The 19,072-nt window shown below is 38.6% G+C and carries 21 protein-coding genes; 2 read left to right on the top strand and 19 right to left on the bottom strand.

Annotation, left to right across the window (positions count from 1 at the left end):
* Positions 1 to 10: 10 nt before the first annotated feature.
* The 5 genes from EEJ45_RS05880 to EEJ45_RS05860 form a co-directional block, all read right to left on the bottom strand.
* Positions 11 to 1,039 (bottom strand): NAD(P)H-dependent glycerol-3-phosphate dehydrogenase, encoded by a 1,029-nt coding sequence (locus tag EEJ45_RS05880; RefSeq protein ID WP_124563872.1) that lies wholly within the window; start codon positions 1,037 to 1,039, stop codon positions 11 to 13.
* Between the two features lie 15 nt (positions 1,040 to 1,054).
* Positions 1,055 to 2,362 carry a ribosome biogenesis GTPase Der gene (der, locus tag EEJ45_RS05875; protein ID WP_124563871.1) on the bottom strand — a complete coding sequence of 436 codons (1,308 nt, stop codon included), beginning with the start codon at positions 2,360 to 2,362 and terminating at the stop codon, positions 1,055 to 1,057.
* 109 nt (positions 2,363 to 2,471) lie between these two features.
* Complete coding sequence (locus EEJ45_RS05870) at positions 2,472 to 2,660, bottom strand: capping complex subunit for YIEGIA (RefSeq protein ID WP_124563870.1); 189 nt, start codon at positions 2,658 to 2,660, stop codon at positions 2,472 to 2,474.
* On the bottom strand, positions 2,657 to 3,592 hold the full coding sequence (locus EEJ45_RS05865; RefSeq protein WP_380017732.1) for a YIEGIA family protein: 936 nt from the start codon (positions 3,590 to 3,592) through the stop codon (positions 2,657 to 2,659). Before EEJ45_RS05865 ends, EEJ45_RS05870 begins: the two co-directional genes overlap by 4 nt.
* Positions 3,541 to 4,134, bottom strand: coding sequence for a YphA family membrane protein (locus EEJ45_RS05860; protein ID WP_124563868.1), 594 nt, complete (start codon positions 4,132 to 4,134; stop codon positions 3,541 to 3,543). The genes EEJ45_RS05865 and EEJ45_RS05860 overlap by 52 nt, the downstream gene beginning before the upstream one ends.
* A 111-nt stretch (positions 4,135 to 4,245) precedes the next feature.
* On the opposite strand from EEJ45_RS05860, the gene EEJ45_RS05855 reads away from it, so the two are divergent.
* Positions 4,246 to 4,380, top strand: coding sequence for a YpzI family protein (locus EEJ45_RS05855; RefSeq protein WP_124563867.1), 135 nt, complete (start codon positions 4,246 to 4,248; stop codon positions 4,378 to 4,380).
* 401 nt (positions 4,381 to 4,781) lie between these two features.
* Here the strand turns inward: EEJ45_RS05855 and fni are convergent, their stop codons facing one another.
* From fni to EEJ45_RS05835, 4 genes are all read right to left on the bottom strand, one after another.
* Positions 4,782 to 5,828, bottom strand: a complete 1,047-nt coding sequence (gene fni, locus EEJ45_RS05850; protein ID WP_124563866.1) for a type 2 isopentenyl-diphosphate Delta-isomerase — start codon at positions 5,826 to 5,828, stop codon at positions 4,782 to 4,784.
* A 13-nt stretch (positions 5,829 to 5,841) separates the two neighbouring features.
* Positions 5,842 to 6,984: a 30S ribosomal protein S1 gene (gene rpsA / locus EEJ45_RS05845; RefSeq protein ID WP_124563865.1), complete on the bottom strand. Its 1,143-nt coding sequence runs from the start codon at positions 6,982 to 6,984 to the stop codon at positions 5,842 to 5,844.
* A 207-nt stretch (positions 6,985 to 7,191) separates the two neighbouring features.
* Positions 7,192 to 7,866, bottom strand: coding sequence for a (d)CMP kinase (gene cmk / locus EEJ45_RS05840; RefSeq protein ID WP_124563864.1), 675 nt, complete (start codon positions 7,864 to 7,866; stop codon positions 7,192 to 7,194).
* 226 nt (positions 7,867 to 8,092) lie between these two features.
* The gene (locus EEJ45_RS05835; RefSeq protein WP_124563863.1) at positions 8,093 to 8,287 is read right to left on the bottom strand and encodes a DUF5359 family protein; all 195 of its coding nucleotides are present in this window, start codon (positions 8,285 to 8,287) and stop codon (positions 8,093 to 8,095) included.
* Between the two features lie 129 nt (positions 8,288 to 8,416).
* Between EEJ45_RS05835 and EEJ45_RS05830 the strand changes: the two genes are divergently transcribed.
* Positions 8,417 to 9,370 carry an asparaginase gene (locus tag EEJ45_RS05830; RefSeq protein ID WP_124563862.1) on the top strand — a complete coding sequence of 318 codons (954 nt, stop codon included), beginning with the start codon at positions 8,417 to 8,419 and terminating at the stop codon, positions 9,368 to 9,370.
* Positions 9,371 to 9,428: 58 nt separating this feature from the next.
* Here EEJ45_RS05830 and EEJ45_RS05825 read toward each other — a convergent pair whose 3' ends face one another.
* The 10 genes from EEJ45_RS05825 to EEJ45_RS05780 form a co-directional block, all read right to left on the bottom strand.
* On the bottom strand, positions 9,429 to 10,409 hold the full coding sequence (locus tag EEJ45_RS05825) for a YpdA family putative bacillithiol disulfide reductase (RefSeq protein WP_124563861.1): 981 nt from the start codon (positions 10,407 to 10,409) through the stop codon (positions 9,429 to 9,431).
* Positions 10,410 to 10,506: 97 nt separating this feature from the next.
* A complete protein-coding gene (locus EEJ45_RS05820) occupies positions 10,507 to 11,040 on the bottom strand; it encodes a peptidoglycan recognition protein family protein (protein ID WP_124563860.1) in 534 nt (177 codons plus the stop codon).
* Between the two features lie 85 nt (positions 11,041 to 11,125).
* Positions 11,126 to 11,329, bottom strand: coding sequence for a DUF3961 domain-containing protein (locus EEJ45_RS05815; RefSeq protein WP_124563859.1), 204 nt, complete (start codon positions 11,327 to 11,329; stop codon positions 11,126 to 11,128).
* Positions 11,330 to 11,640: 311 nt separating this feature from the next.
* A complete protein-coding gene (locus EEJ45_RS05810) occupies positions 11,641 to 12,918 on the bottom strand; it encodes a Glu/Leu/Phe/Val family dehydrogenase (protein ID WP_124563858.1) in 1,278 nt (425 codons plus the stop codon).
* Between the two features lie 332 nt (positions 12,919 to 13,250).
* Positions 13,251 to 13,856 (bottom strand): genetic competence negative regulator, encoded by a 606-nt coding sequence (locus tag EEJ45_RS05805; RefSeq protein WP_124563857.1) that lies wholly within the window; start codon positions 13,854 to 13,856, stop codon positions 13,251 to 13,253.
* 69 nt (positions 13,857 to 13,925) lie between these two features.
* Positions 13,926 to 14,816 (bottom strand): MerR family transcriptional regulator, encoded by an 891-nt coding sequence (locus tag EEJ45_RS05800; protein ID WP_124563856.1) that lies wholly within the window; start codon positions 14,814 to 14,816, stop codon positions 13,926 to 13,928.
* 24 nt (positions 14,817 to 14,840) lie between these two features.
* Positions 14,841 to 15,608: a metallophosphoesterase gene (locus tag EEJ45_RS05795; protein WP_124563855.1), complete on the bottom strand. Its 768-nt coding sequence runs from the start codon at positions 15,606 to 15,608 to the stop codon at positions 14,841 to 14,843.
* Positions 15,609 to 15,849: 241 nt separating this feature from the next.
* Positions 15,850 to 16,440 carry a CPBP family intramembrane glutamic endopeptidase gene (locus EEJ45_RS05790; protein ID WP_380017809.1) on the bottom strand — a complete coding sequence of 197 codons (591 nt, stop codon included), beginning with the start codon at positions 16,438 to 16,440 and terminating at the stop codon, positions 15,850 to 15,852.
* Positions 16,418 to 17,890, bottom strand: a complete 1,473-nt coding sequence (locus tag EEJ45_RS05785; protein ID WP_124563853.1) for a RecQ family ATP-dependent DNA helicase — start codon at positions 17,888 to 17,890, stop codon at positions 16,418 to 16,420. Before EEJ45_RS05785 ends, EEJ45_RS05790 begins: the two co-directional genes overlap by 23 nt.
* A complete protein-coding gene (locus EEJ45_RS05780; RefSeq protein WP_124563852.1) occupies positions 17,880 to 18,914 on the bottom strand; it encodes a YpbB family protein in 1,035 nt (344 codons plus the stop codon). Before EEJ45_RS05780 ends, EEJ45_RS05785 begins: the two co-directional genes overlap by 11 nt.
* Between the last annotated feature and the right edge of the window lie 158 nt (positions 18,915 to 19,072).

Raw genomic sequence — 19,072 nt, 5'->3', positions numbered from 1 at the left:
ACGATACAACTTATTTATATAGATTTGGAACTGCTTCTACCTCATGCTTACGAACACGTCCCATTAAGGAACCTACCGCTTCTTTTACATCCTTACCATGAAACAGCACTTCATATAACGCTGCTGTAATCGGCATGTCAACACCAATCTTATCTGCTAATTGATATGCAGCCTTCGTAGTTCGCACGCCTTCTACAACCATACCCATACTTTCAAGTACATCCTCCAGGGAATGACCTTTACCAAGAAGGTTACCTGCACGCCAATTTCGACTATGCACACTCGTACAAGTAACGATTAAATCACCCATTCCTGTCAAACCAGCAAAAGTCAATGGATCTGCGCCCATCGCTCTTCCTAAGCGAGCAATTTCCGCTAAACCACGCGTCATCAAGGCAGCTTTGGCATTATCCCCAAAACCCAGTCCATCTGTCATACCGGCAGCCAAAGCAATTATATTTTTCAGTGCCCCGCCAAGTTCTACCCCAATAATATCAGGGTTGGTATAGACCCGGAAATATTCGTTGTTCATAAACAAGTCTTGAACGGCTTCTGCTGCTTCCATATTTTTAGAAGCAGAAGTAACAGTAGTCGGTTGACGCAGTGCTACTTCTTCTGCATGACTTGGTCCTGATAACACTACTACATCGCGGAGCAAATGTACAGGTAACTCTTCTTCAATCATTTCTGAAATACGTTTTGATGTATCTGGTTCTATCCCTTTGCTTGCATGTGTAACTGTTACTGCATGTTTTAAAACGGTGCGCATGTTTGCCAATACTTCACGTATCGCTTTGGTTGGAACTACAAGAAGCACATGCTCCGTACCTTGCAATGCTTCTTCAAGCGATACATAAGCAGTGATTCCTATTGGGAGCGTAATACCCGGTAGATATTTATGGTTTGTACGACTTTGATTTACTTCATCCATTTGCTCTTCACGTGCACCCCATAAACGAACTTCGTGACCATTGTCAGCAAGTACCATGGCTAGCGCTGTCCCCCAGCTTCCAGCTCCTACGACCGTAATTTTCCCCATCTAGCTTCAACCTCCTTAGTCTCTAGCCCTTGCAATAATTTTAATAGGCGTTCCTACAAAATTAAATGCATCACGAATGCGATTTTCTAAAAATCGTTCATAGGAAAAGTGCATAAGTTCTGGTTCATTAACAAATACCACAAATGTCGGTGGCTTGATTGCAACTTGTGTTGTGTAATAAATCTTTAATCGTTTACCTTTATGCGTCGGCGTTGGATTCATAGCAACGGCATCCATAATAATATCATTTAGTACATTAGTTTGTACGCGCAGTGTTTGATTTTCACTTACCATATTAATAACAGGTACTAATGTATGCGTACGTTTTTTTGTTTTCGCAGATAAGAATACAATCGGTGCATAATCTAAAAATTGGAAATGAGCACGGATATTTTCCTCAAACTCATTCATGGTCTTTTCATCTTTTTCCACTGCATCCCACTTGTTAACAACAATGATCACAGCTTTACCAGAATCATGTGCATAACCGGCAATTTTCTTATCTTGTTCAATAATGCCTTCCTCACCATCTAAAACAACTAAAACCACATCAGCTCGTTCGATAGCACGCAACGCACGCAATACACTATACTTTTCTGTACTTTCATACACTTTTCCTCTTTTTCTCATTCCTGCAGTATCAATAATTACATAGTCTTGACCATCCTTAGAGTACGGTGTGTCTACTGCATCACGCGTCGTTCCTGCTACATTGCTAACAATAACACGCTCTTGTCCAAGCAACGCATTAACAAGGGAAGATTTTCCTACATTTGGCCTTCCAATCAAACAAAACTTAATAGTTTCATCATCATAATCCGCTTCTACTTGCTCGGGAAAATGTTGAGCTACCGCATCCAGTAAATCACCCAATCCAAGACCGTGTGATCCGGAAATAGGATATGGCTCCCCAAATCCCAATGCATAAAAATCGTAGATTTGTTCGCGCATTTCAGGATTATCAATCTTGTTTACAGCTAATACAACAGGCTTTTTAGATTTGTATAAAATTTTCGCAACCTCTTCATCTGCAGCTGTGACACCTTCACGACCATTCGTTAAAAAGATAATAACATCAGCTTCATCAATTGCAATTTCCGCTTGTTGACGGATTTGCGTCATAAATGGCTCATCACCAATATCAATTCCGCCCGTATCAATAATATTAAACTCACGGTTCAGCCATTCACCCGCACTATAAATACGATCTCGCGTTACCCCTGGAATATCCTCTACAATCGAGATGCGTTCTCCAACGATACGATTAAAAATAGTGGACTTTCCAACATTCGGTCGCCCCACTATTGCAACTACAGGTTTCATGTATTTCATCCTTCCTATCTGTTAGCGTATGTAAAAAACCCTTCTTTTGCATTAAGAAGGGATGCGCAAGTTTTTATCGTCTTCAAAACATGTACCATTATAGCATATTTCAAGCATGTTTCACAATAATATAAACGTTATCCTGTAGCCTATGCGCAATGCCATCTAGAATCGCTTCTAAGTTACTCGCTACAAATTCCATCTCCTCTACAGTGGCACACGAAAACAGCGGGGCGCCTCCTGCAAATTTACTAACGTCTGTGGTAATAACGGCCAATATCACCTTTTCAAGTATCATGAACGTCCTCCCGCTTCCGACGACATTCGAATCGCATTTTCTAGAGTTGGTGAATTTCCAATTATTCGCAATGCTTTTTCAACGTTTTTCTCCTGCGGCAATACAAATACACCCACTCGACCATCATTGATATCAAGCTTAGCAAGAGGTACTAGTGCTGGCGTACCAGAGTCACGAAACACCCCAAGTCCTACTGATACATCATGCAAGATAGCCTGTCTCTGCCCTAAATTAGCAAGGGTGATGCGTGCATCCGGCGTCTTTGGTGTTAGTAAAAAACCCATACCGTATTTCATAATCTCCTTTTGTCTTGTCGGTAAACCAATATTCATAATATAAATATTATCAATATATAGCCCTGCTCCTTCAAACCGAATGGGGACATGTTCAATATGTACCAAATCTTTTAAACGATTTCCTGACATCAGCTTTTTTGATATGAAAAAGCTGATGATTGCCATAATTAGACCTGCATAAAAAGATCGAAAACCAAGATAAGCGAACGTCGTAACAAACGAAGTGAAAATTACTAAATAATTACGACTTTCAAAAACCAAAGCAATTCCTTCAATATACGTGTGTCCCCGTGGTACTAATTCATATCCATCTAGCTGCTGCAAAGTATTTCGTTCCATATTACGTACATCACGAAATTGAGATGCTGCCAACGTAAGAAAAGTAATTGCAGAAAAATCTTTTTTCATAATAGATGGAATGGCAACTGCGCCTAGTACTGCTGCAATAAATCCCATAGCAATATGAACAATTTTACCGTGCAATCGTGTTGGATATTGTCTAGAGTCTGTCCTAAGCATAATCAACCTTGTTAACATGCCCGCAGCTACTCCGAGTAAAATAGGATACGTGTACTGATTCAAGTTTACCCCTCCTTGACTTGCTTTTGTTTGAATAACGGGACATATATGAAGCATTTCTTGACACAATGTATGCAGCAGATACTAGCAAAAGCGCATGCTATTACATCAAGAAATCCTGGGCTACCTATTTCTTGGTGAAAACCAATTGGATATAAGAAGATACCTAATAGGAGTTCCCCTAGTACACCTCCAAAACATAAAACTAAGATTCGTGTTCCTGTTTGCCGTGCAATCAGACAAATTATGTATACAAGTAAAGCGCTAAGTAACCACGTACGCTCTATTACAATCCAAACCGGATCGTATATTTCTATAATATGAAAGACTGCATACAGCATACCTAAGCTCCCTGCACACAATATAAGATAAAAAGCTGACCACCAGCCCTTACTAGACAATTGCCACAATACCCCGACCACCAAAAATATACAACTGGCTGAAATTTGCAAAGATGCAACAGTAATATACGAACAAGAGCTGATAATGAGCACCAATATAAAGAACGCTCGCCAAGTTCGCTCCACGCTTTTATCCATAAAAAATGTCTCTATAATCCATCCACACCAGGCAATAGCGTAAAATAAAATCCCCTCCACCCCTACACCTCCTATGTTCACCAGTATAGGTACATTTTATAAAAAATAATCTCAAGAAAACTTGAATACTTTTCTCTATAACACAAACACTTGTATCAGGAGGTGAATTCCATGGGAAAAGACCGTCAAGAACGTAAAATGAAGCAATCACGTCGGACAGAATCGGATCGTGATCAATCATTACAACATAAAGGCGCAACGGGTTTAGACACACCGGAGCAAGCCCGCCAGCAAAATCAACACTAATAAACACTTGTTTTATATTTAGTTGCATTAAATTTCGTTGTTTGTTTACGTTACAGGGGTTCACTTTCTGCAAGCCGTCAGGATGCCTCCTCGACACTATGCGACTGCGAATTCTCCCTGTGACTCGCTTTTTCTGCAGAAGTGCCACTCCCTCTGCCCAATTAACAAGTGTCGATTATTCACACAGGCTTTAAAACAGCCTTATATGCAAAAAGAGACTCATCTTCCATAAAAACATAGCTTAAATCAAATCGTTACCAAATTACTTATTCATTGCTGTGGTAACATATTTTCATTTCGAATCAGTTTTCAATTTTGTAATACTATTACGTTCATTAAAATGTTATGATTTTGTAAGAATACTCTCTTAAAAACTAAAAATGACGCAGCTATAAGCTGCGTCATCTTCTTCTGCTATATTGTTTTGTTTGGATACCCCTTTGTGTTAACCAGTGGTGTGTATCGCCCTTTATGACAAGTGGAACACGTTGCAGTTCGGCAATTGTTGTCGCTCCTAGTGCTGTCATCATAAAACGCATATCCTCATGCATACACTCAATTTCTTCTATTAAGCCCTCTGTTCCTTTTTCCATAAAGACTTTCAGAAAATGGCCAGCATATCCTACTGCGTTTGCCCCTAGTGCAATGGCTTTTATTGCATCCACCGCCGTTTGCATACCACCTGAAGCAATAATGGATATTCCTTCTTCTACACCTTCTACAATAGATGCTGCAGTTGGAATTCCCCAGCTATTGAAGTAGGTAAGCATTCTTGCTCGTCGCTCATTTTCAATACTGGCGAAGTTTGTTCCTCCAAATCCACCAATATCAACAATAGTGACTCCTACACTGCACAACTGCTGTACCGTTTCTCTACTCATTCCAAACCCCACTTCTTTTACAATAACAGGAACCGGAACAGCTTTTACAATTTCTTCAATTCGAACTAACGCATTTCTAAAATCACGGTCGCCCTCAGGCATTGTTAACTCTTGAATTACATTTAAATGGATTTGTAGAGCATCAGCATTAAGCATCTCTATTGCACGATGCGCTTGCTCTACACTCGCTTCACTGCCTAAGTTTGCTAACACTACTCCATTTGGATTTACTTGCCGTATAATTCGATAAGAGCGCTCCTCATTCTCATCTTTAAGTGCAGCCATCTGTGATCCTACAGCTATCGCAATACCCGTTTGTTTAGCTACTTCAGCCAATGCTGCATTGATACGCTCTGTTGCTTCACCACCACCACCGGTCATTGCATTGATAAAAATAGGCGAACTTAAAGAAAGTTCGCCTATTTCTGTATGCAATGAAATGGCCGCACACGCGGTATTTGGTAAGCTTTGATGCACAAAACTAATATCATCTAGTCCATGTGCACGAGACTGTCCGGTTAAAAGAGCGTAATTTACATGATCAATCTTTCGTTGTGCCCTTGTCACAGTCATCACCTAATTACTTTTTTAATTTCTTTAATTGCTCACCAATAATATCTCCCAATTGGAACATAGCAGTATCCGCAGATGGTTGATATTGACTAAAGTCCTCATTTACTTCAGGCTCTTCTTCTTGTGTTTGTTTAATACTCAAAGAAATTCTTTTCTCTTTCACGTTTACTTCTAACACTTTTACTTGAACTGTTTCTCCTACTGTTAAAACTTCATTTGGATTTTTAATGTGACGATTGGCAATTTGAGAAACATGAACCAATCCTTCTACAGATGGCATAATTTCAACAAAAGCACCAAATGCAACTAGTCTTCTCACTGTACCAGTAAGAATGTCACCAGCTTTCACTTTGTCAGCTACCGCTTCCCAAGGACCTGGCTGCGCACCTTTAATAGATAAAGAAATACGTCCTGTATCTGCATCTACAGAAAGAACTTTTACTCTCACAACTTGTCCTTCAGTCAGTACGTCAGACGGCTTTTCAACACGTTCGTGAGAAATTTGAGAAATGTGTACTAAACCGTCCACACCCCCTACATTCACAAAAGCACCAAAATCAGTCAAACGTTGTACTGTGCCTTCTACTGTATCTCCTGCTTTTAAAGAAGAAATTGCTTCTTTCTTTTTGGTTTCCATCTCTGCTTCTACCACTGCTTTGTGTGAAAGAATAACACGATTTTTCTCACGATCTAACTCCACAATTTTTACTGTCAGCGTCTCTCCTTTATACGAAGAAAAATCTTCAACGTAATGCGCTTCTACTAAAGAGGCAGGAATAAAGCCGCGAACGCCTAAATCAACAACAAGACCACCATTCACAATGTCTTTAACAATTACTTCAAATGTTACTCTTTCTTCAAACTTTGCATATAGGGATTCCCATGCATTTTCAGCATCAACAGCGCGCTTGGAAAGCACCAGATCATCTTCTTCAAGCTTAATAACCTTGAGCTGTAATGTCTGTCCTTCCTGTACAGCATCGCTTGCAGTTTCAATATGAACATTTGCAAGTTCACTGATTGGAATTACACCATCTGTTTTGTAGCCAACATCCACAAGCACTTGTTTATCTTCCACTTTTGTAACTTGACCCGTTACAACATCGCCAACCTGCAATGCAGTAACTTCTTCATTCATCTTTTCAACCATGCAAATACCTCCCTAATTAAAATGACTCAGCATATGTATATACGAAATGAGAAAAAAATTCTCATTTGCATGCCCTTTATTTACTTTCCTACACGCACTTGCAGACTATTTCAAAAATATCTTTCCCTACTAACTTCTAACAAATTGATGGATTTGTCAAGTCATTTGTCTCCGTATAAAAATAAGGAATGGGTTAAAACCCATTCCTTATTTTGCTAGTTTCTTTACCGCAATATCCATAATCTTGTCCACAACTTCGTCAATAGACAACGATGTTGTATCTAATTCAATCGCGTCGGCTGCTTTGCGAAGCGGTGAAACTGCTCTTTCTGAGTCTAGCTGATCACGTTTTGCAATTTCTCGCTGCAGCTGGACTAAATCTGAAGGGAAGTTTTTTGAAAGATTTTCAGCGTGTCGACGCTGTGCTCTTTCTTCCACAGAAGCTAAAAGAAAGATTTTAACTTCCGCGTTCGGTAGTACATGCGTACCAATGTCACGCCCATCCATTACCACGCCACCTTTAGAGCCCAGCTCCTGCTGTCTACGCACCATCTCTTCACGCACTAAACGGTGTTTCGCTACGATAGATACTTCATTTGTAACTTCAGGTGTTCTGATAATTTCAGTTACATCTTCTCCATTTATAAGAACATTTTGACCGAATGCCGTATTCTCAAATGAAATGTTAATGCTTTGTAAAATTTCAACAAGCTCGTTCTCATTGTTTAAATCTACTCCAGTACGTTGTCCAGCAAATGTTAACGCACGATACATAGCACCCGTATCAATATAAACGTATGATAGTTTAGCAGCAATAATCTTAGCAACAGTACTTTTTCCTGCTGCTGCCGGTCCATCAATTGCAATAGAAATTGGTTTCATAGTAAGCCCCCATTAAAACATAATGAAAAGCAGGGCGCTTCCCTGCTTTAGCACTTTTAATTATGCGTAAATTTCTCAAGCTATTGTATCATAAAAATTGAGATAAATGCACCCATAAAATAAAACTTCAATTAAAGTTATCTTTTGTTTCATTTCTTAGGTTAGGTGAGGGTCTTTACATGACAATAATGTACATATACCTATAGCACTTTTATGCGAAAAATTTTCAAATATTAACAATAGGTAATGCAAAACTGTATTGGATTACCTGCTCGGTAACCTCTTTCCATACCCCTTCATATAGCACCAACTTGTTTGTATACCGAGCAATTGGTTCGTATGTAAGTAACGATTGACTTAAAACCAATAAAATAAATTGTGCTGCAACTAATTTTATTAACATACGCTCAATCTGTTCCATGCTAATGTCACCTCCCTGTTAGTTTGAAGCTTAGAGAAAAAATTATGCGCAACCCAATATTTTTTCATTGTCGAACTTTCACTCTTCATGATATCGTCATAATGTATTGCTAAGAAAGGCGGACAGCTTATGAAAAATATTCTTGTATTGCATACAGGTGGCACAATTGCCATGGAGGAAGAACAGGGATTTGTCAAACAACAAAACGATAACCCGTTACTACGTTTTAAATTACCTTCAAATGAAGTTCATTTGATTGTAGAAAACGTGTTTCACCTTCCGTCTCCGCATATGACACCAAAAGAAATGCTACAACTGCAGCAGTTAATTGACACACGCAACGGTATTGATGGTGTAGTGATTACACACGGGACAGATACATTAGAAGAAACAGCCTATTTTCTAGATTTAACCGTCCAAGCGAATATACCTGTTGTGGTGACTGGAGCAATGCGTTCTAGTAACGAACTAGGATCAGATGGTTTGTATAATTTCTTGACTGCTGTAAAAGTCGCAAGTAGCGAAGAGGCGAAAGGAAAAGGAGTCTTAGTCGTATTGAATGATGAAATTCATTGTGCAACGAATGTAACAAAGACACATACGAGTAATGTAGCTACTTTTCAAAGCCCACAATACGGTCCTATCGGTCTTGTAACAAAGCGTGGTGTTGTATTTCATCAAGCAATTCTACATCGGGATAATTACAGGATTCATAATATAACAAAGCAGGTTTTACTTCTCAAAGCCTACGCAGGCATGGATAGTACGATGCTCGAGGTCATTGAACAACTCCCTGTAGACGGCCTGGTAATTGAAGCATTTGGCCAAGGAAATCTACCACCTTCCACTGTACCGATTATTAAAAGGCTATTAAATAAAGGTGTCTCCATTGTCCTTGTCTCACGCTGTTTTAACGGCATTGCACAAGATGTGTATTCCTATGAAGGCGGTGGCAAACAGCTTAAAGAAATGGGTGTTATTTTCACAAATGGGCTTAGCGGGCAAAAAGCACGTATCAAGCTCTTAGTAGCTCTAGAAGTAGCTGCCACACCTCAAGAGCTTGAGCAAATGTTTCAACATTAAAACGCTTTTAAAGCAGAAAATTATCAACAACAATAAAAGAAGAGGATATCCTCTTCTTTTATTGTTGTTGTCGTTTTTGAATTTCTTTCGCTATAAGACCACCGTGAAAACGCCCATTCTCAATAAAGATTTCATTGGCATTGTTTCCGGCTGCAATCACTCCTGCTATAAATACACCAGTAGCATTGGTTTCCATTGTATCTTCGTTATATACAGGTTTACCTGTTTCAAAATCAATTTGCACGCCCATGCGCTTTAGAAAGCTGTGATCTGGGTGATAACCCGTCATCGCAAATACAAAGTCATTAGCAATCGTAAATCGTTCTCTGTCCACACTATATGTTACATGCTGATCGGCAATCTCCTCCACACATGCACGAAAGACCATTTTAATTGACCCATCACGTACCAATGCATCAAACTCTGGCAGTATCCAAGGCTTTACACTTTTGGAATATTCATTTCCTCGATACAATACAGTCACCTTCGCACCTGCCTTTACAAGCTCAAGTGCTGCATCAACACTAGAATTTTTGCCTCCAATTACTGCGACATTCAAATCAAAATACGGATGTGCTTCTTTGAAATAGTGCGCAACTTTAGGAAGATTTTCGCCAGGAACACCCATATAGTTAGGACTATCATAATAGCCAGTAGCCAAAATGATATATTTGGTCTGGTATGTGATTTCTTTACCTTGTTTATTTGTACGCACAATAAATCCGTCATCACTACGCTTTGCTTCTTCTACTTTTTCAAAAGGATGAATGCGAAGCTTTTTCCGTTTCACCACTTCTCGATAGTATGCTAAAGCTTGATTTCGAACTGGCTTGCGATTTTCTGTAATGAATGGAACGTTACCAATTTCTAGCTTTTCACTCGAAGAAAAAAAGGTTTGGTGTGTGGGATAATGATAAATAGCATTTACAATATTACCTTTTTCAATAACGAGTGCATCAATACCAACATCTTGCAGAGCAATTGCAGCAGCTAACCCGCACGGACCAGCACCAACAATAATGACATGTTCATTTTTCATTTACTTCAACTCCTTACTTACCTCAATATTATGTCACGAAACAAAAAATCTGTCCAAAAAGAAAATGCCCATCTATTTTGATGAGCATTACTTGCAATTAAGCACGAAGAGAAACATACATCCGATATATATCTGCCAAGAATTGCGTGAAAGAAATTCCTTGTTGCTTTAACACTTCGAGTGGATCAATCTTCCGAGCCGGATCTAACATCTTATGTGTCACTATATCTTTCTTTGGATTTAATCCATATCTTTGACACAAATATGCATGATACCACACAAATTTCGTATACGCATCCCAAAAGTTAATACTTCCTCCGTAACAAAGCTCAACACCGATTGCTGCATTATTCGCATTATAACCGTATATTTCATTATCTGTAGGTACACTGTAGCGGACGTGATACGCAACTTCATCTAATGGGATAATTTCAATAATCCGCTGATCATCAATAAATGTATGCGCTGAGGACTTCGGCTGTACTTCTTCAAAGAAATCGCGATTTCCAATCGCATCGCTCCCCGGGTTACCTGTATCATGACAAACGATAAATCTTCTTTTTGGTACCTTAATTCCCGGACGTGAATTACCGTAGGAAATATACACTCTTTCTATTGGAAACATGACCATGTAAGCATCGCTCCCCGTTCATACTTCCCTATATATGTATTCCATCTATTTTCAAAACTAGAACCAATACCCAAACAGGTAAATTTTATAAGTTAACTGCATCCATTACTGCAGAAATAATAACCAAACTTGTAAGAATAACAAACGAAGTGGCGTAAAAACCATAAAACCACAGCTGATCTCGCTTTGTCTCTAATCCGAAAAAATCATTTACATCCATCTTCATTCTCACGGATGTTTTTTCTTTTTTCGCTGGTAGAATATATGTTGCATGATATATTGCCTTCATTATAAACGCCCCCTCTGTTTTTACTTTATCTAAAAAAAGTATAGCATACACAACAAAATCGAACAAGTGTTCTTTTTGTTTTCTACCGCAACTTTCCGTAAGTAATCCGAGGGTTTACTAATTCATTTGCAAAAAGCTTTCTTGAACCTGTTATTTCGCTACCTCATTACCTGCCCTCAACAAAATCTATATTCTGAGATTTTGTTAGTAGTCTCTACAATAACTCCGCTGTAGTACTTATAAAAACAATATATATACTTGTAAAACCTATAATCCATCCCATAAAAAAAAGCGATGATAACCATCGCTTTTTACACCCATCCCCTGAAGCGGCTTGCTTCAGCCATCTTTCTAACCCCTACCATGTAGGCGGCTAAACGCATATTCACTTTGCGCACTTGCGACGTTTCGTAAATTGCATCAAAAGATTTTACCATTACTTTTTCCAAGCGCTCTTCTACTTCGTCTTCAGTCCAGTAATAACCTTGGTTATTCTGCACCCACTCAAAATAAGAAACTGTTACACCACCCGCACTTGCCAATACATCAGGTACAAGCAAAATGCCTCGTTCTGTTAAAATTTTTGTTGCTTCTAGTGTAGTTGGTCCGTTCGCTGCTTCTACAACAATCTTAGCTTTAATATTACTCGCATTGGCTTCTGTAATCTGATTTTCAATCGCAGCAGGTACCAATATATCACATTCAAGCTCAAGCAATTCTTTATTTGAAATTGTATTTTCAAACAATTTAGTTACTGTTCCAAAACTGTCACGGCGGTCCAATAAATAATCAATATCTAAGCCTTCTGGATCATATAGAGCACCGTAAGCATCAGAAATACCGATTACCTTTGCTCCCGCATCGTGCATAAATTTAGCCAAAAAGCTTCCTGCGTTACCGAAGCCTTGTACTACAACACGAGCACCTTCAATATTTATGCCTTTTCGTTTTGCTGCTTCACGAATACAAATTGTCACACCTTTTGCTGTTGCAGTCTCTCGACCATGTGATCCCCCTAACACAAGCGGCTTACCCGTAATAAATCCCGGGGAGTTAAATTCATCAATACGGCTGTACTCATCCATCATCCATGCCATAATCTGTGAATTTGTAAAAACATCCGGTGCAGGTATATCTTTTGTAGGCCCTACGATTTGGCTGATTGCACGTACGTAACCACGGCTTAGTCTTTCAAGTTCTCGGAAAGACATTTCACGTGGATCGCAGACAATTCCTCCCTTACCTCCTCCATACGGCAAATCTACGATACCACACTTCAAACTCATCCATATAGAAAGGGCTTTTACCTCATTTTCTGTTACATTAGGATGGAAGCGAATACCACCTTTTGTCGGACCAACAGCATCGTTGTGTTGCGCACGGTAACCAGTAAAAATCTTTACTGTTCCATCATCCATTCTCACTGGAATTTTAACAGTCATCATACGTACAGGCTCTTTCAGTAATTCGTACACTTCTTGAGGATAGCCTAGTTTTTCTAGTGCTTCTTTGATGACAACTTGTGTGGGTTTCAATACGTCTAAGTGTTCTTCCCTTTGTTGTGCGTGATCTCCCTTATCGGCTACCATGATAAACCCCCTGTAATTTTCTTAATTCTTTTTACATTGCTTAGTATACACTCTTGAAAGCGGAATGCAAATAGAAATCATGCAAAATTGGTATAATATTCTCGACTTCATTGAAAACGGTTACAATTAAATTATAGTAGATTTTCTTTTTTTACAAAAGAGAAAACTTTACTTTCTTTTTTGAAAAAAAATAAGCGTAATCCCTTTCTGCGCCAACAATGTAATGAATATTCAACTGTATGTATTTCTAAACAATATATTGCTATGTACTTGTATCCTCTTCTACATATCCGCCCAAACATAAATTATACCAAAATAAGAAAACCTCAACATTATTCGGTTGAGGTCTTCTCCGTTATAAAATATTGATATAGTTGTTGTATTGCTTTTTCAAACATCAATTCTTTACCATATTCAGCTAAACGATAGATGGTAATGGTTGCACTGTTTCCAAACTCAGCTAATAATGCAATCAACGAGTCCGTAGCTATCTCGCTTCCTTCTTCAAGAAGCAAATAAAATCGACTTTCATAAGAATATAATTTTCCACCTGTTACACCTAACGGATACAAGCGTTGTGCAAGTGCAATTATATCCTCAAAACACGCAAATTCATACAATATATCATCGCTTTCATCCAGTGTTACTTGCATTTCAATAAACTCATCACTGAAATCTTCTTCCGTCCCATTGTCATGGAGTTCTTTTGTAACAATGACAACCATGCCCTGAGCTTGGAGAGAAAATACTTCCACCGCAATAGGTCCATCTGCTTCAAATCCAAGTTCTTTATTCGCCTCATGCATCATATCACGGAACAATTGCTGTACTTTCGGCGCATTTTTCCATAAGTCTTCCTTGGTCAATCCTCTTTCAAATAAGTCATCGAATGTGAGGAAGATTTTAATTTTATTATAGTTTAAACGTTCAAGCCTCATTCCTTAACCTCCTTGCCTCAAGCATCGCACCTCTATCCAGTATATGAAAGAGTAAGTGGAAGGTTCTTGTTAAGCATTCGCCATCCACTTGTCCCATTCCTCTTTGGTACCACCTAAGAGATACGGCTTTAATGCTTGCTTTTCTTGCTCAGGTAAAAACGCAAAAGCAATTCCTCCTAAACCTACTGAAAGATAATCATATTGCTCTCGTAAACGATTTGCAAGTTTTACAGTCGAAACAACACTGTGAGGCATTGTACTTGATAGAAATAAAAATTTCGGCTGTACTTCTTTAATAACAATATCAATGTCCTCCTCATCGATACTCGCTCCCAAATAAATTACCTGATAGCCCTTACGGCGTAAATAAATAGTAAAAATTAACAACCCCAGTTCATGTGACTCTCCGGGACCACAAACTGCAATTACCTTCGGCAATACAGTATTGACAGGTAGGTTGTGATAAATCATACCAATTCTAGACCGTAAAAAGGACGTTGCATAGTGTTCATGTGCGCTTGTGATCTTTTTGGCCATCCATAAATCACCGATTTTGACCAACACCTTGGCCATCACATCTATCGTCACCTTATCGACTGAGAAAATGCTAAAAGCTTCGTTTAAATACTCATGTGCTTTTACCTCATCAAATTGAAGAAGAGCACCCAAAATAGCTTCACTTAACATTTCAGTTCGATCATCTTCCCGTTCATGCAAGCCCGTATTCAATTGATTGCTTTCTAGTAAGCTTACCGCTTGGCCAATCGTAAAGCCTTCATTAACCTTTGATAAAAGCCATCTCAATATCTTCACATGCTCTTCTGTATATAGGCGATGTCCTGCCTCGTTACGTTTAGGAGCAATAATCTGATATCGTCTTTCCCAAGCTCTAAGTGTTCCCGCTTGAATGCCAAGCATGTTAGAAACTGCTTTTATGTTGTACTTCCCTGATGTTCCCATGTCCTTTTCCCACCTTACTTTATATCATAATGAATGTTTTAATGTAATTACATGTGTTTGGGCAGGCGCTCGAAAACGAAATGGTAGGAGAGTTGTACCGTAACCGTTACTTACAAATAACGTTGTATAATCATATTGATAAATGCCACCCTTTAAAAACCTATTGTGATGAAACAAGCGAATTTGACCACCGTGCGTATGACCACTTAACACTAATGAAATATGCTCTTTATCTGTAAACTTATAAACAATCTCTGGATTATGACTCACAAGTATTCGAAACCCTTCTTCTTCACAGTCTTGCAGAGCCAAATCAAGCCTGTCTCGTCCTACACCTACATCATCCACACCAATTAACCAAAGACGCTCTCCGGCACTTGATTCCAAAACTGCTCTTGTATTATCGAGGACTGTCACTTTGTTTGCCAAGAGTAGAGCATCCAATTCATGATAATCCAACTCATAATCATTATTTCCCCAAACAAAGTATATCGGTCCAATTTCACTGAGTAGTTTTAAATTGGAAGCAATTTGCGAAAACGAAATACCACGTTCTCCTATATCTCCCCCAATAATAACAAAGTCAACTTTCCCTTTCACCTCATCAACAATGGAACGCGCAATATTGCGTCGGTGAATATCAGATATAAAAAATATATTCACTTCTTTAAAGCTACTTGGTAAATCATGCAAAGCAATATCTTGTTGGATTACCGTATTTTCATTTGCTTCTTTATACATATATAAAGCAAATAAAAACAAGACTAACACAATAACAATTAATACAGTCATTTCATGCCCCTTATATTTAAGTTATACATAAACCAATACATAACCTATACAAATGATAACATATTTTTGGAAAAATGATAAATTGAAAGATGTTTTTTAATGTGGTTAACTTGTATACTATGATGAGGAAAATGACAAATAAAATAACGAGCAAACGTATAAACCAATGCTTAAGTTTCTTTCGCCTCTTACGATTTGCTCTAGGGGATAGCGAAGATTCAGTATCATTCGAACCTGTCACTCAATATTCATCCCCTTTATTGTCCACTCCCTCCCGTAAATGTAGTCCCATCATGAAATCTGTCAAAAAGTGAGCGAATATCGTAATAAATAAATTACCTGTTAGTTCAAAGAGGCAACCAAGAAACATGCTTATTACTAAAACAAAAGTAAACAAAAATGGCTTACGAATATAACGTACATGCAAAACAGCAAATGTAAGACTTGCCACCCAAAAACCAAACTGTGTTTGAACAATACCTCGAAATAGAAACTCTTCAGCAAAACCAATTAATAATGTCACACATGCCAAATGAATGATGCCAATGCCATGAAATACACGCTCATTAATTCCCCCATCATCAAACCAACTTTCAGGAAATAGCTTCATGGCTACATAATCAAGCATAACGATGCAAATTGCTGCGCCTCCTCCTATTAGTAGGATACGAATCGGGTCCCATACGAATAGAGTTAGCACATCTTGTGGACTATCAAACAACAGCCAAGCCAATATAATACTGATTAGTAAAACCAACAATTGTGTAATATATAAATTCAAGCGCAATTCCTTTGCCGTGAAATGGCGACTACGTTTCTTTTCTGTCATAATTCATCCCCAATAATTCCGCTAGCTCTCCTTGCCAAGCAGATACTTCTTTCACAATTTGGTTTTCTTTCCTATAATACTCCTTACTGTTAATCCCACAAATATCACAGCAGTTTTCAGGGCGTTGCTGCATTCGTTCATCAAACATACGTAAAATATACTGTCTGCGGCAACAATCTGTAAATAGCCATTGTTTCATCACATCTAGCTTTTTATGCTTACTTTGCAACCGCTCCTCTATTTTTGCAAGAATATGGTCCTCCGGAGACAGATTTTCCTGTTGTAAATAGTAACGAATAAAGCGCCAATGTTGCTCGGATAACCCGGACGCCCAGGCCAAGTATTCGAGATCTGTTTGTTCCGTATCTTGCATAAGTGCAAACAGCCTTTTAACATTCTCTGGGTTTGGCAATTCATCATGAATAATAGAAAGCGGTAAATCGTGATCATTGTCGCTCCAAAGTAAAATCGCAATACCACTTGCACCGTCACGGCCAACTCGACCAATCTCCTGCAAATAAGATTCCAAATTTATCGGGTACTGAAAATGAATGACATAACGAATGTTGGGTTTATTAATCCCCATCCCAAAAGCACTGGTGCAGCAAATGATATTCAATTGATCGTTTAAAAACTGTTGCTGAATCAGCATGCGATCTTCCTGTTCCATTCCCCCATGATAATGAGAAACGCCGTGTATACCTTGTGTACGCAAATACGTTGCTAGTGCCTCTGACCAAAACCGACTGCCACAATAAATGATTCCTGGTCCTTGAAGCTTCGTGACATACTGCAATATTCGAACCTTCTTTTCCTCAATAGAGGTCACACGTTCTACCTGCATTGCTATATTCGGACGATCTATAGAATGTAAATGACACACAACATGTGAAAGGCCCAGGCTCTCAATAATATCTTCTACTACTTTTTTTGTTGCTGTTGCTGTTAGTGCCAACACAGGCGGAGAACCGATTTTAGAAATTACTTGACGAAGTTTTTGATAGTCTGGCCGGAAATCATAGCCCCATTGTGAAATACAATGCGCCTCGTCTACTACAAATAAAGAAATATACACTCGTTGCAATACCCGTATGAAATGTGACAATTGCAACATCTCCGGTGAAACAAATAAAAATTTGTAGTTTTTTATGTGACGTAAAATCATTTGACGTTCGTCTATCGTACGAAAGCTATTAAAAGCGGCAGCACGTTTTTCACCAATTAAACGCAGTTGGTTAACTTGATCTTCCATTAGCGCAAGCAAAGGTGACACAACAATAACAAGTCCCTCTTTGGCATACCCGGGGATTTGATAGCATATTGATTTTCCTCCCCCTGTAGGAAGCATCGCAACAACATTGTTTCCTTTTATTACATCTTCAATAATCTCTTTTTGACCCGCCCGAAACTGCTTATATCCAAACGTACTGTATAGTAATTCTTCAAGATTCATACTTTCCTCCCAAATATGCCATCACAAGTCGAATGTGAAAATAGCTTACATGCGGTAAATATTGTTTCAATATCCGTAAGGTTCTCGAATCCGTTTGCTGTAGGGCTTTCTGTATATTCGCAATCGTCTCCTGCGAAAGAAAGGAGTCAATAGGAAAATCCGGTGAATATGTTGCAATTTCTACAATATGATCTTCGATTGTATTTAGCTTCAATGATCGAATGTTAGCAATCTGTTCCATGGTTTTTCCCTGTTTCCAAAGCTCATAGGTTTTTTGGGTAGATAAGCTGAGAACATGTCTTGTACGTGGCAATAATTGAGCAAGAATGGGATAGTCTGACTCTTCTTTCATTAGAATCTGTACCATTCCATGAATGGCGCCCAAAAACAACAAATGGACAGCAAATGGATCCTTATTTAACATTTGTGCAATTTGCAAGTGTGTATAGCCAACTCGGTTAAAGCCACTTAGACGATATACAATCACTGTCGCTTCTTCTGCCGTCAGATTTTTCAGCAGCAACTCACATTCTGTGTGTAGCTTATGACGAAACTCATCGCGAGAGCACGCTTGTTTTAATACAAATTGCTTGGTCCATGCTGTTACTTCATGTTCTGTTTGTATTGGCAAAAATGGCACTCGATATTGCAGATAGGAAACAGTTTGAATGAGCAACGATAGCCGCTTCCAAAAAACATCTCCTGCTTCTCCATATTTCAGTCCGTGTAGATGAATGGGAAATTTAAAATCTTGCAGTTCTTTCTCCCCTTTTTCAGTCAAGACATATCGAAGTTCCTCTATTTCCCTTAAAAAATCATCTTGTATCATTTGTTTAATATGCTCATCATATATCTGTCGCTCTAATCGCCTGTAAATACCAAATAAAAAAGATAATTGGTATATAGATGCATCTTGTAAAGTTTGCGATGATCGCTTTCCCTTTAGTAAATGATATATAGATGCCGCACTTCTTTCTCCATTCATTTGTTTAATTCCGTACAGTACGACATGTAAAAAAGTCACTTGACTCCACTCCTGTTATACAAAGTTTTATACTACCCTTTTATTGTATCAAAAGAATAGGAACGTGGTCATTTGGAATTGTAAATATGAATCAATTTATCCACTACGGCTATCATTTTAACAAAAGGATTGACACACCTAACTGATAAGCATTATCA

Origin of the sequence: Ectobacillus antri, from assembly GCF_003852715.1 — a bacterium.
GTDB classification, from domain to species: Bacteria; Bacillota; Bacilli; order Bacillales; family Bacillaceae_G; genus Ectobacillus; species Ectobacillus antri.
This window is presented reverse-complemented; position numbering and strand designations above follow the sequence as displayed.